The sequence below is a fragment of the Ruegeria sp. YTSA105 genome, assembly GCF_059610225.1.
On sequence record NZ_JBXWNE010000017.1, the window covers coordinates 73,977 to 87,286 of the forward strand.

At 53.6% G+C, this 13,310-nt stretch carries 11 protein-coding genes; 5 read left to right on the plus strand and 6 right to left on the minus strand.

Annotated features, from left to right (window positions below; all coding sequences use genetic code 11):
• Positions 1-14 precede the first annotated feature (14 nt).
• Together AC2FH2_RS17665 and AC2FH2_RS17670 are read right to left on the minus strand one after the other, a co-directional pair.
• Positions 15-3,614 carry an adenylate/guanylate cyclase domain-containing protein gene (locus AC2FH2_RS17665; protein ID WP_496824644.1) on the minus strand — a complete coding sequence of 1,200 codons (3,600 nt, stop codon included), beginning with the start codon at positions 3,612-3,614 and terminating at the stop codon, positions 15-17.
• Between the two features lie 108 nt (positions 3,615-3,722).
• Positions 3,723-4,100 carry a hypothetical protein gene (locus AC2FH2_RS17670; RefSeq protein ID WP_271951656.1) on the minus strand — a complete coding sequence of 126 codons (378 nt, stop codon included), beginning with the start codon at positions 4,098-4,100 and terminating at the stop codon, positions 3,723-3,725.
• A 49-nt stretch (positions 4,101-4,149) separates the two neighbouring features.
• Here AC2FH2_RS17670 and AC2FH2_RS17675 point away from each other — a divergent pair, with 49 nt between their 5' ends.
• On the plus strand, positions 4,150-4,905 hold the full coding sequence (locus tag AC2FH2_RS17675) for an SDR family oxidoreductase (protein WP_496824646.1): 756 nt from the start codon (positions 4,150-4,152) through the stop codon (positions 4,903-4,905).
• Between the two features lie 406 nt (positions 4,906-5,311).
• Here AC2FH2_RS17675 and AC2FH2_RS17680 read toward each other — a convergent pair whose 3' ends face one another.
• Entirely contained in the window at positions 5,312-6,214 is a 903-nt protein-coding gene (locus AC2FH2_RS17680) for a LysR family transcriptional regulator (protein ID WP_496824648.1), read from the minus strand.
• 90 nt (positions 6,215-6,304) lie between these two features.
• Here AC2FH2_RS17680 and AC2FH2_RS17685 point away from each other — a divergent pair, with 90 nt between their 5' ends.
• From AC2FH2_RS17685 to AC2FH2_RS17695, 3 genes are all read left to right on the plus strand, one after another.
• Positions 6,305-7,036, plus strand: a complete 732-nt coding sequence (locus AC2FH2_RS17685; protein ID WP_496703994.1) for a pirin family protein — start codon at positions 6,305-6,307, stop codon at positions 7,034-7,036.
• 18 nt (positions 7,037-7,054) lie between these two features.
• Positions 7,055-7,645, plus strand: a complete 591-nt coding sequence (locus tag AC2FH2_RS17690) for an isochorismatase family protein (RefSeq protein WP_496824651.1) — start codon at positions 7,055-7,057, stop codon at positions 7,643-7,645.
• A 189-nt stretch (positions 7,646-7,834) separates the two neighbouring features.
• A complete protein-coding gene (locus tag AC2FH2_RS17695; protein WP_496824653.1) occupies positions 7,835-8,392 on the plus strand; it encodes a Rossmann-fold NAD(P)-binding domain-containing protein in 558 nt (185 codons plus the stop codon).
• A gap of 292 nt (positions 8,393-8,684) precedes the next feature.
• Here AC2FH2_RS17695 and AC2FH2_RS17700 read toward each other — a convergent pair whose 3' ends face one another.
• From AC2FH2_RS17700 to AC2FH2_RS17710, 3 genes are all read right to left on the minus strand, one after another.
• A complete protein-coding gene (locus tag AC2FH2_RS17700; RefSeq protein ID WP_496824655.1) occupies positions 8,685-9,863 on the minus strand; it encodes a carbohydrate porin in 1,179 nt (392 codons plus the stop codon).
• Complete coding sequence (locus tag AC2FH2_RS17705) at positions 9,860-10,564, minus strand: DUF3299 domain-containing protein (protein WP_496824657.1); 705 nt, start codon at positions 10,562-10,564, stop codon at positions 9,860-9,862. The genes AC2FH2_RS17700 and AC2FH2_RS17705 overlap by 4 nt, the downstream gene beginning before the upstream one ends.
• A gap of 86 nt (positions 10,565-10,650) precedes the next feature.
• Positions 10,651-12,201 (minus strand): amidohydrolase family protein, encoded by a 1,551-nt coding sequence (locus AC2FH2_RS17710; RefSeq protein WP_271951639.1) that lies wholly within the window; start codon positions 12,199-12,201, stop codon positions 10,651-10,653.
• Between AC2FH2_RS17710 and AC2FH2_RS17715 the strand changes: the two genes are divergently transcribed.
• The gene (locus AC2FH2_RS17715; protein ID WP_271951637.1) at positions 12,191-13,192 is read left to right on the plus strand and encodes an AraC family transcriptional regulator; all 1,002 of its coding nucleotides are present in this window, start codon (positions 12,191-12,193) and stop codon (positions 13,190-13,192) included. The genes AC2FH2_RS17710 and AC2FH2_RS17715 overlap by 11 nt on opposite strands.
• The last annotated feature ends 118 nt before the right edge of the window (positions 13,193-13,310 follow it).

Sequence of the window (13,310 nt, forward strand, 5' to 3'; positions counted from 1 at the left end):
GCATGTAAATGACTTTAAACAGCTACTCCCTCGAGCTTTGACCTAAGGAAAACCATACTCAATTGCTGTGAAATTGCCAACGCTTCCCCTTCTAGTTGAAACGCTAGTTTCAAATCATTCGTTCGGCCCCGTTGCCTTAGCGCGGATGCATACGCGGCCTTGCTGTGCGCAATCCACGGTGGGCACTTCATGCGCGTGTCTATTTCGATGGCCTTATGGAACATCCTCTCAGCGGCGTCCCAGTTTTTTAGCACCGCTGCCAGATTGCCTAGACGTCTTGCTGCCGCCCCGGCGCAAACTGTTGTTGCCCCAGCGGTGATCGTCAGCTCTTCGTATGGGGTCAGCATGTCATAGAGGGTCTCAGCATGTCCCAGATGCTCGACTGCGACACAAATGTCAGCGAGATAAGACAAAGTAGTTGAAAACATAGCATCAAGCGGAAGATCGAAGCCATTCTCTGCCATTTCATTCAGAATGCGTTCAGCTGGTTCCTTGTATCCCAACTCGGCGGCAATAAGGCCAAATCCTGGTTTCCAAGAAATGTCTTCCGGGCTATCTGTCATCAGCTTCTTGATCACCGGTGCAACTTCGTGCAGCCGGTTTTGTTCGCGGCGGATGGTAAACATCTGAACACCGAAGACGCCCTCAACATGTTCTCCATGTGTCTGACGACCGATTTTCACCGCTTCGTTGGCATGCATCTCCGCTTGCTCAAAATCGCCATCCATAATTGCAACCATGGCGCGTGCGTGCTTTTGCACCCAGTAGAGTTGCAGATGATTGTCCTTTTCCGAAATCTCCGTCAGCAATTCGAGTGAATGATCCATCAAGTCGCGGTCGGCCATTTCGGCCCCGACAAAAAGACTGAGTGTCCGGTCCCGACCCTGATCAATACTCCCTAGGTTTTCGGCCACTCGATGCATCGCATCAAGATTTTCACGCCAATGACGTACCTCTCTTCCTTTGCGCGCGACGAATGGCGCCCCAAAATGCATCATCATCACCGAGAATTGGGATTTATAGTCCCCTAGTTTCGCGGCCAGTTCCATTGATTGCTGACCATAGCGAGCGCCTTCAGAAAACTGGCCGACAAACATATGTGCCCGTGCAAGTTGGCTCATCAATCTGCACTGCCGTACTTCGTCATCGTCGGGGAGGTCGTTCAGAGCTCTATCACAAAGTTCAATGGCCTCGCCGTGTCTCTTACTCGACATCATACACGAGTCCGCAAAATGGTTCGCAGCATCAGCGGCGAGCGCCACATCGTGTATTCCACGGGCGGCGTCCGAGGCATCTTTCAAGGCCGCTATCCCCTCCGGCAACTGACCCAGGCTGTCATGGCTGCGACCAATAAGGATTTTGGCTTTGATCGTTTCGACACCGTTATCAGATCCAAGATTTTCGGCCGCTTTGAGTGTTTCCCTGGCGTTGACCATCGCCTCTTGGCTGGCGGATCGCGCCAATGCCATTTCAGTTGCCGTCTGCCATTTGTCGAACGCAGCACGCCATTCTTCGGCCTCTGAAAGATGGCGGGCAACCAACTCGGGCCGACGTTCAATCTCAGCTGACCGCAACTGCATCAAAGCACGGGCCACGTTTGCATGTTGTTGTCTGCGGGTTGAGCCAAGCATGGATTGATAGGCGGTATCGCGAATAAGGGCATGACGGAAAACGAAATACCCTCGATTGTGCCCGCTTTCAAAGATCAAACCCGTTCGAGACAGCTCTTCTATACGAGATTGAATTTCCGCACTCGCAAGACCTATTGCGGAAGCCAGCAAGCTAGGCTCGAACTCCCGTCCAATGACGGCTCCTGTTAACGCGACTTGTTTAGCCTCTGGCGAGACCGCGTCAAGACGTGCCATCAGTGTGCCCTTCAAAGACGCGGGTATGTGGACTTGCCCGTGTTCACCCGCCTCAACAATCGCCCGGGCCAGTTCCTCGACGAACAAAGGCACGCCGTCCGTCTTCTCAATGATTGTGGCAATCAGAGCATCGTCGGGTGCTTTTCCGGTAACATGGCGAACTAGGTTCGAGACATGGGTCGTATCGAACCGACGCAGCTGGAGCGTATGTACGTGCGCTTCCCCGTCATCATGGGCAAGTTCCCAGCCGGGCCTGTGGGTAATCAAAATCATCAAAGGCAGATCTGCGCAAATTGCTTTGAAGCGATCCAAAAGAGCTTGGGTGGAAGGATCAATCCAATGCGCGTCCTCAACACAAAGAATAACAGGACGCGTGCTTGCGCGCACCTGAACCGTGTGGATTAACGTCTGAATCGTGAGGTCACGTTGCTCCTGCGGTGACATATCGAGAACGCTTCGGGCAAGAGCACTGTGAGGCGCAACCAGCGCGGCAAAGACGGGCAGAACCTTTTCCCATTCCAAGCCCTCTCGGCTTTCCAACATTTTTTTGACAAGGTCGAGAATTTGGTCGTCATCAAAATCTGTCCCCACACCAGCATCCTGAGAAATCCTCTGGGCGACAGGGTGGAACGGGCTACTGATAAGGTAAGGAGAGCAGTTCAGCCTGATAATATCAGCTTCGCTAGTCGCTACAGCATTAGCGAGAAACTCTTCCGCCAATCGCGATTTACCGATCCCTGCTTCACCGGCAAGCAGAACAACCTCTCCCTGACTGTTCTGCGCACGCAGCCATGATTGTAAAAGGATACCTTTTTCGTAGTCGCGACCAATCATGACGCTGCCACTTTCGTCCCTATAAGATGCTCGAAACCGGCTTTCCGCGCTGTGTTCTGATACGACAGTCAAAAGGGTCCGTGGTTCTTTGAAACCTTTCAGCTCGGTTTGTCCAAGAGACCTAAACTCAAATAGCCGATGCAAAGTTTCTTCGGTCTCCTCAGCAGATAAAACAACTGAGTTCGGTGCTGCGTGTTCCTGAAGCCGCGCTGCCAGATTGACAATTGGCCCCGTCATGGCTCCTTCTTCGTAGGTGTTTTCACCGATCGTATCGCCAACTACCACGTCGCCACTCGCGATACCTAACCTGGCCGACAAACGCTCACCGTCAGGTGCTTTAAGATCTCTGACCCGCCGAACGGCCTCAAGACCAGCCTTTAAAGCGCGAACTGCATGATCTTCATAGGCTGTAGGCCAGCCAAAAAACACCAGGAGACCGTCGCCCAAATACTTCGAGACGTAGCCGCCATACCTGCTAACTGCACCTGCAACCGCATCCTGGTAACTCTGCAGCAGTTCGCGCATGTCTTCGGGATCAAACCGGTTAGTCAACTCAGTCGAGGCGACGAGATCAGCAAACAAAACTGTTAAGTGACGCCTCTCTGCGATCGCTAATGAAGCAGGCTTCCTTGCGGATAAGGTCACGCCTTGCGATTCATCCGAAATGGGGACCGGGCCGACTTCGTCTGCATCCACGTCTACGGCCTGCGGCGATTGAGACGAGTGCTTTTGACCAGTCAATTCCTGAACCGCTGCCAGGATGATTTTTCGATGGCCCAGACTAACCCCAAGCTCTTTAAGGTCGTCGTTTGACAGTAGTGGCAGTACGCGCGCGTCGATATCATGCTGTGCAAAAGCGTCTGAGTATTGACCCAGTTCGAGATCGTTCAGCCATTTGTCGATTTCAACCGCCATAACGGGATCATGCTTAGATACGGGACGCTAATCAAGAAAACGCTGTAACCACAGGCTGATTTTTGGCGGTCAAACGTCCGCATTGCTTTTCACAGAAATGACACCTACTTATGCAACTTTTTTCAGAATGCAGAGGTTTTTTGCAGGCAGATCTCCCTCAGCGAGCACTTGCTGCGCTGCCGCGATAGGCAGCTTTGTCCGCGATGTGTGCGTTCGGCGAGCCGAGGGTTCGCGCTCGCGGTGAAGGTCGGCAATGCGGGCTGCGACCGCAGCATATTTACCCATTGGCCAACGGCCGGTATGGGCCGTTCTCGTAGGCTCAATCGCTAGATATTGCACTTGCAACAGCGTTGGTACTGATCCCAATAAAGTGATTTCGCTACCGCGAACGAACGGCGGCTCCCGTTTGAGGTCAACCAATTGATCCGTTTCTTGCGCTTTCACCTCAAGTAGCTCAACACCCGCAAGAACCGGGTCGCGATTCACTCGCATCATTTCTTAGGTGATTGGCATGTAATTTCAAAAAGGCATGACCATGGAACTTAAAGACAAAACCATCATCATTACCGGCGCGAGCAGCGGAATCGGTGCTGCAGCAGCGCTTCTGTTTGCCTCGGAAGGGGCGAATGTTGTGTTAGGTGCCCGCCGGGAAGCTCAGCTAAACACACTCGTCGGGCAGATTACCCAAAGCAACGGACGCGCCGTTTACCTTGCGGGCGACGTGACGGACGAAACATATTCCAGGGATCTTGTTGATCTGGCGAAACGGCAGTTTGGCGGCCTTGATGGCGCATTTAACAATGCGGGCATTATGGGCGAGATGGGTCCAATTCCCGAAATGGAGTCCGGCAACTGGCAGTCGGTTCTTGCTACAAACCTCAACAGTGCATTTTTTGCGGCCAAAGCGCAGATTCCGGCAATGGAGGAACGCGGTGGCGGGTCTATTGTATTCACCGGAACTTTTGTTGGTGTCAGCAATGGGGGAATGCCCGGCATGGGGGCTTATGCCGCATCAAAGGCTGGACTGATTGGGCTCGTACAATCTTTGGCATCTGATCATGCGGCCAAGAGGGTCCGTATCAACACTATTTTGCCGGGTGGTACTAAAACCGACATGGCCGGCGATGATCCTGCGACGCACGACTTTATTGCCAACTTGCATCCCCTGAAACGCATGGCGGAGCCAAAGGAGATTGCCCAATCTGCATTGTTCCTTCTGTCAGACCGGGCAAGCTTCGTGACGGGTTCTCCGGTCGCCGTTGACGGTGGTATAGCGACCCGCCTGCTTTAGATATCTGCCGTTGGTTGCTTCGTAACCAACGGCGGTCTCCATCCAGACAAGATAGCTCGCCCAAAAATCCATATCGTGGTGAACGCCATCTTTGACGACTTTCGCCAGGGTATCGTCACCGCAGACTGAATATTCGGATTGGACTTTCGCTGCTCGCCGCCTTTTTGATCAGGTAGATGGGCTTTGTTGCGCAAATCGGAGTTTGAGCGCAGTTCCCCCTTCCCCGGACAGACTTATCCTATATCTGCGGCTCAACTGAGGATGATGCCGCGCTGCCTCCGAGGTCCGCTCTGAGCCCACAGCCGACATGTCTATTTCTCGCTGCGTGCGCTCGCAGCGCGGAAACCGCCGCGACCGCATCATTGCTAGCGCCGCTGAGCGGTACAAAAGCGGACCATTCCGTGCACTACGAACCTGATTGAGATCGGCACTGCTCGATGATGTGCTTGCGGACAGCAGCGACAGCGGGCATTGAAAGTCGCTGCGCACGACAAAGCAATGTGACCTTGACCGGTTTCAGCGACCAATCCGGCAGCAAACGAAAAAGTGTTCCGGCTGAGACGTCTGACTTTGCCAGTTGCTCAGGTAACATCGCGATTCCGGTCCCGAGCATTGCCGCCGCACGGGCCAATTCCATTGTATTGACTCGGATGGCGGGCTCTGGACAAATGTCTTGTTGCACTCCGTCTGAGTTTCGAAACGACCAAATTGGCGCTTCCTGAGTACGCAAGATGACCGGCAGGCCTGGCAAGTCTGATGGTGTTCTCAAGGCGTCGAAACGATGTAGAAATTTCGGGCTTGCGAATGGCGCTCGCGGCGCAACCGGGAGAGACACAGCCACGTCTCGTCCTCTATCTCGTTCGCCCGTCCGAAATGAAAGGTCTATATCGTCGGTTGAAAAATCCGATCTGGCATCGTCTGCGTGTAACTCCAACTCAATTTCCGGATATTCGCGCTGCAGCCCCTCAATCATGGGCAGGAAAATTGTCTCCAGGAGACTGTTCGGTCCCGAGAGCGAAACGCGCCCTTCAACCCTGTCGCCTCTCTTAAGGCCAAGCTCAGCTTCGGCCTGCGCTGCGGCGTCAACCGATGCGACGCAAATGTTGAAAACCCGCTTGCCCGAAGACGTTGCCATGACCGATCGGCCAGATCGATCCAGCAGAGTGAGTCCAAGATCGGCTTCGAGCACGGCAATCTTCTGGCTGATAGCCGACTTTGTTGTTTTCAGATCAGCTGCAGCAGCGCTCATTGATCCGGCTCGGAGCGTGGCGACAAAGGCCTTGGTGCAGGAGAAATGCCTATCGTTCATAAATTCGAACGATAGTTTAAAAAAGAGCTATTTTCCAGAACTAACGGCCTAGCTAGGTTCTTCGCAACAAGGACGTACAGGAGCCGTATCGTGAGACAAGATTTGATATTCCATCCAGCCGATAGTCGCGAGCACAAAGACTTTGGATTCATGACTGCCCAGCTGTCTTTCAAGCCGCATCTGCAAACCGACCGGCAAAGGTTTGGCCCATTGATCACGATCGACGACGGCACGCTTGCACCTGGTGCTCAGGGGTTTGGCCTTCACCCGCACAAAGATGTTGAAGTGGTGACGTTTCTGGTCGACGGCTCCGTGGAACACATTGATCCAAATGTTCCGAGCCACAATGGCCGGATGTCTTCAAAAGGCATCCAAGTGATCACTGCAGGGACAGGCATCGTCCACAATGAGGTCAATGCTTCTTCAAGCGACCCAATGCGCGCGTTGCAGATCTGGTTTGAGCCCCACTCGCTTGGTCTGAACCCCGACTATGCGCGCAAGCAACTTGATCCGGGGGATTACACCGATGCCTTCCAACTTGTCCTGTCGCCGACGGGGGACAAGGAGTCTTTGGTTGCACAGCAAGATGTTCGCATGAATTACGGGCTGTTCACGACCTCTCAGACGCTCTCATTTCAACCCGCAGATCAAGGGCGCAGCATCTACGCCTTTGTCATCAACGGCTCCGGCGAAATTACCGGAAAACGCCTAACCAAGGGTGACGGGGTCGGGATTGTGAACACACAGACGCTGTCGCTTGTGACACAGCCAGATCTGGAACTGCTGATTTTCGACTTACCACCTCTCACGCTATCAAACTGAAACTGAAAGGAAAAAGTGATGACCGCTAAGAAACCGAGCCCCCAAAATGCCGCCATGGTACTGATTGACCATCAAATCGGTACAATGAATTGGGCCAAATCTGTTGATCGGGATCTGATCGAAGCACACACACGTGCGCTTGCAAGGGTTGCTATTGATCTTGGAATGCCTCTTGTGATGACATCCAGCATGGAAGAACACATGCAAGGGCCGCTGATGCCTGCGCTGGAAGAGCTTGCACCTGATGCTTATGCGGCCCGGGTGAAACGCCCCGGTGTGGTGAATGCTTGGGATGACAGTGCGTTCGCAGATGCAGTGCGTGGTACTGGCCGCAAGCATTTCATCATGGCGGGGATCACCACCGATGTGTGCCTTGCACCTCCCGCCATTGATGCTGCTGCCGAGGGTTTTGAGGTGACGGCTGTCGTGGATGCCTCTGGCTCGCCCACATCGCTGACAGATGAGATGGCATTTCGGAAGATGGAGCGCGGCGGAGTCGAATTGACCACGACGAGTGCACTTCTCGCCGATCTCGCGGTCAATTGGACCAGCGAGGACGGGCAGAAGATATTGGCGGTGTTGGGGCAAGAAATCCTCAGCCGGGGTTAAAGGTCGATGATCGATGGAGGGTTCGCTGTCCATCGATTGCCCTTCAATGTAGCTGTTCGTTCCTCAAGGCCGCGCCGAAGCGCCGTGCGAAGTCCATGAACATTCTTTGTTCTTTCGACCCCATTTCAAACAGAGAGACCATGTTGGCTTCCTGCGCTGCTTGGATTTCACAGGTTTGTGCCTGTCCGAATGTCTGAAAACGGGAAATTCGTTGCGCCGACAAACAGCAATCGCTGCGGACGCAAATGCTTTCTGCGTGAGCGAAAGCCGCAGCTGCACAAGTCCGGAAAGTCCGCGTCTTTCCAGTTCGGGCTTGGCGCGGTGAAGGGTCGGTTACGTACCAACCTTTTCAGAAATCTCCTTACCGCCCTATTTTGCACTCAGCCTGAATCGACCCCACAAGCTGATGGCCCAGATCAACCTTGTCCGCGTTGGACAGAGACATATCAGCGATGCTGGATCGTTCACGCTCACTGCGGCATACTGTCACGAGAACCGATGCAGGGCTCGGTGGTGATCAGCATCACCAATGGGGCACTGGAATCCTTTGCCAAGGCAGCAGCACTCGAACTTGATCGCGAACTACGGGTGAACACCGTCAGCCCGGTCTTCGTCAAGGAAACGATGGAGATGATGGGCATGGATTCAAGCACGGGCTTATCGGCGGCAGACACTGCAAAGGCCTACGTCGCTGCCGTCGAAGGGAACATGAACGTTGAAACGTTGGACGCGCCTGACTATGCATAACGCTATGAGCTAATCAAACTTGCTTGGAAAAAACCTGCCGTTCAGACCGCGAGGCCGAATGGCAGATTTGTCCCGCGTCTTGCCAGTTCGTGCGCCGCGCCGCGAAAGGCGCTCCATCGCGAAACGGTCGTTCATGGATCTCGCGGCGAAGGTGCCGGGAGAGCCCAAAGCTACCGGGTGCTGCAGTCCGCGCTAAGGGTGGCAACGCGCAGAAAGCGGGCTTTGCAAAGTCCTGTTGATCTCACTTAGTCGCCCTTTGGCACTGCCACTTACCTATTGCATTCACCCCGCATTAGAAAACGATCCGGGTTCTTAGATCGAACAGGGTAATCCGGTCCTGATCGGGATTTAGAAGCGGGTCGGAAATGAATTGTACCGATGGCGTGATCTGCAGTCCGGGTGAGATTGAAAAGCGGTAGAAAGCTTCAAGCGTGAACTGATCGCCATCTATGCCTCTTGCTTCGGCCCAGTTTAGGCCCAGACCGGCCAAATCGGTGTTGCGACCATAGTAACCGAGACCGGCAGAAATCGACCGTTCATAAAGCGCTGCGGTTCCCTTCGAGGCCCCTGCACGGAAGAACGGCATCCATTTATTGTCAACAAACCATGCGGCGGAAAACGCTGCGCCGTAATCTTCTGCTCGACTGCCATCGTCAGCCGCATCCGCATGCCAGAGGGTCAGATGGATATTGTCGAAGTAGATGCGATCAAAGCCGGACGTGTACCCAAGTTCGAGCGACTTGAAGAGATTGCCGTCGCTAAACACATCAAAGTTTGGATCGGACGGGTCGGCGTTTGCGTCTGAGACGCTCGCGACAGCGTAGAGGTTCTTGCTCAGCTTTATCCCGCCCGCAATGCCAAGGCCTTGGTTGGGTGCGTTGATTGTCGGGTTGGTATTGAAAGACAGGTTTTGGAAACCACTGTATGGGCTTACCAACCCATAAATGTCCACAAAGTCCGTTACATCAATCTGGCCGACTTGCAGCGTCCACGAACCGTTCTCGGCCCTTTGGGTCCAGAACAGGTTGGTCAATAGCAAACCATTATCGTTGAAGGCTGTTCCCGTGATCGAAAGGGCTCCACCATCCAGACCAAGAAACTGTGGGGCAACATCGGTATAGTTGTGCCGGTCTTCGATCTTGAATGTCAAAGACCCCTGTTCAGTCGCCTGCCAACTGCCATAGAACCGCGCAATTCCGCTGGCAGCTTCGCCCTCCCCCAGATCCGCGTTCGTGGTTTGGCCCAATGCCAAGTAATCAATGTTGAACCGAAACCCATTCTCCGCCAGTCGGTCTTTCCACTGAAACCAACCCGGTGCGGTATTGCGCGGAAAATCGGAACGATATTGTGGATCGGTCAGTCCATCTCCGGGCTCAAGATCAGCTTCGACCGAAGAGGGCCCGGACAGACCTTGAGCCGACGCCGCGCCGGCAAAGACAATACTCAGTACGACAACGAGAAGTCTTATCATTCAGACGCCTTTGCCCCGCCGGTCTTGCGATTGCCCGCCGCTCGGATACGATCAGCGGCACGCTGCTTCCATTCCAGCCTGTCTGCTTCGGTTTCCAGAGTTTCGACATGTTCCGTCTCCAGCTGGAATGTCGCACTCATAGGCATGAGGCCGTCCACAACCATCATATTCTGAACAGTGGGATCGATAGTCAGCGTGCCCGTCAGCCGAACGGGTTCGTGGAAATAGCTGGGCGTCCAGTCGCCATTCAACCGCACGCGAATCATTTGATTGGGTTGGGGCGGGGGCATGTGGCTACACATTCCTCGTTCTGGCACTAGATACGCCACAGATCGCCCGTCTGGATCGCTCGGGCCCGGGATGGCAAAGCCCGCGATTGTTATTGTTTGACCGTCGAATTGCGGATTTCCGTTTGTTCCTGCCTTTCTTCGCCGTTCTTTCACAAGCTCTCTTTGATCGAGCAGCCAATCGACATCAACGCCAACTCCCGCCAAGGCATCCTCGGTCTCGGTCAGAAGCTCCTGCCATTTCAGTCTTTCTTCCGCGCTGCCAATGTCTTGCTGCAGCCTGCCACGCATCCGCACAACGAATAGGACGTCTTCGAACTGTTCGGGGCTGAGGTCCCGATAGGGATCCTCAAAGACCTGCACAGATGGGGCCGGGAGGTCTGCCCAGTCCAGCGCTGCTCCTGGCGTTGCCATGGCAGAATGACCGTAACAGACCAAACCCGCGAGCAAGACGGAACGAAACCAAAGGAACATGAATACTCTCCGGTCGAGTTTTGGGGTCAATTCAGTGTATTTTTGTATATCACACCGTCCTTCATGATCAGCCGGATCGTTTCAGGGCTTTCCGGCCTCGGATCGGCACCAAACCACTGATCACCCGTGCCAACAACCGAGAAGTCTTCTAGTGGGTTACCATCGATCAGCAGGATGTCTGCATAGGCGCCTTCCTCGATCACACCCAGTTTTCCTGCGGTATAAGGGTTCATAAAGTCTCCTGATAGAGCGACTACCTCGCCACCCGTCGATGTCAACGTGACCATGGACGTATAGGGGCCGAAGAAATCATTGTTTAAGTGTTTTTCGTAGGCAATCTGGATATTGCACGCCTCTACCGAACCAACACAGTCTGTCTGGAAACCCCGCTTCACCGGACATTCTTTCATATTGTCGATATAGCCTGCAAATGTGGCCGAGGCAGACTTTGCCTTGGCAAGGCTCGCCGGAACATTCGCCACAGCCGGAATGTCGAGAAGGCCGGGGTCAAATGCCGTTAGGTTTGTTGTAATGTACGCACCCTTCTCGTTCATGACTTCGGCAATTTCGCAGTCAAAAGAAAAACCATGTTCGATTGACATAACACCTGCGTCGAGCGCACTCAGGATAGCTTCCTTACGATAGGAATGCGCCATGACATAGCTGCCATATTCATTCGCGACCTGCACGGCGGCTCTGATTTCTTCGGGCGACCCGGCCAGCAATTGCCAAGGGTCGAATGCCGACACGACACCACCGGATTGCATGAATTTCAATTGCGTCGCGCCCATACGAAAGTTGTTACGTGCGAATTTATAGACGTCATCAACACCACTGACCTCCTGAGCCATGTTCAGCCGACCCATGTTTGTCTCCGAACCAGGTGGTGCTGTGAAATTCGCGAAGTCAGCGTGACCACCGCGTGTTCCGATAAACGCCCCAGATGGATAGTAACGAGGGCCCTCGATTTGCCCCGAGTCAATCGCCCTACGTAGTCCGCCATTAGCGCCACCAGCATCCCGGACAGTGGTGAAACCCTGCATCAAATACATCTCGGCCATCCGCGCACCGTGTATGGCAAAGTCCTCCCAGGTCGTGTTGGCCTCCATCGCAGGCAAGGTCGGCCCCATCAGCATGAGATGTGCGTGTAGTTCAATAAACCCGGGTGTCAGTGTCCGCCCCTCTCCGTCAATGACTGTAGCATTGGGGGCATCGATCGCATCGGTCGATACGGACTTAATCAGGTTGCCCTCGACCAATACGCTGGCATTCTCGATACGCTGTTCATTCACGCCATCGAAGATATGCACGTTGGTAAACAACGTTTGGGGTTCTTCTTGATCCTGAGCCTGCGCGGATGCTGAAAAAGAAAGACCTGCAGCGACAATTACGGTCGAGCAAAGCGACATTCGTAGACCGGACATAAGTACTCCCTTCATATTCATGTTTTGCCAACTGTAGTCCGGAAAACTTTTCCTCGGTTGCCACTTTTGAATTAGCATGTTCGAATGTGTTCGTAAAAATGGCCACTGAATACAAATACTAATCATCACAAGGGTGACGAGCTTGCCTTTCAACTCCGCCTCTCAAGAGCATAGCGAGGGCTTTATTCGCCTCTCCTTAGCCGCTCCGTTTTTGCAATATCTCACCGAACGCAAGATCAATCCGCAACCAGCATTGGACCAGGTCGGATTGAAAGCCGAACTGTTGTCTGACCCATCCGTGTTCGTTCACTCAGAGCTGGTCTACGGATTGGTGAATGCCTTCTCAGAAGTATCAGGAGATCGATACCTAGGACTGAATGTAGGGGAGGCGTTTGACCTACAAGGATGGCCGCCCTTCGCTCAAGCCTTGCAATCTACGAAAACGTTATTCGAGTTTTTTACCCGCTTTGTTGGGCTCGTACCGCAGGAGTCCAATTCTGTGCGGCACAGCCTTGTGATTGAAGCAGACAAGGCGACTTATCGTATCGAGAGGCAACAGGAACCAACTGTCCCACCCATTCAGGTGACCGGTTTTGGTGCCGCAATCTATGTACGCCTATTGCAGACCGTCGTCGGAGATTCTTGGGATTCTTCGCGTGTGCGATGGGAAAGCAGATACATCAATGGGCTGCCTATCGACTACAAAGGGATCGAGGTTGGCCTTGGGACTGATCCCGGAATGCAAATTAGTTTTCCTGTGGGATGGTTGTTTTTGCACCATGTCTCTGAGGGCTCTGCCAAGCCCATAGCTTCACCTCAACAAGAGGAAGAAGTAACCGTGGTGGCAGCTTTGCGCTCTGTCTTACGCGACAAACTAGATGAAACCGATTTGGGACCTGAGATGGTGGCTGGAATGCTGGGAATACAACCGGAACGGTTTCTGAAAGCGCTTCAGCGACAAGGCACAACGCTACCCCGTGAAATCAAACGGCTGCGTGTCGATGTCGCCAAAGAGCACCTCAAAGAAGACCAGATGACAATTGCGGAGATTGGTCTGATGCTCGGCTATTCCGACAAGTCCCATTTCACTCGCTTTTTCCGAGGTCAAACCGGAATGACACCGACTAAGTTCCGAAGCAAGTAAATGTGGTCGAGCCAAAAGAAAACTTGGTTGGGAACGTACGACTAGGCTCCAGACTCATTGATTTACAGCCAGAATAGGACTGTAGCAGCGAGAGCGATGGCCGAGAGGAATACCTTTG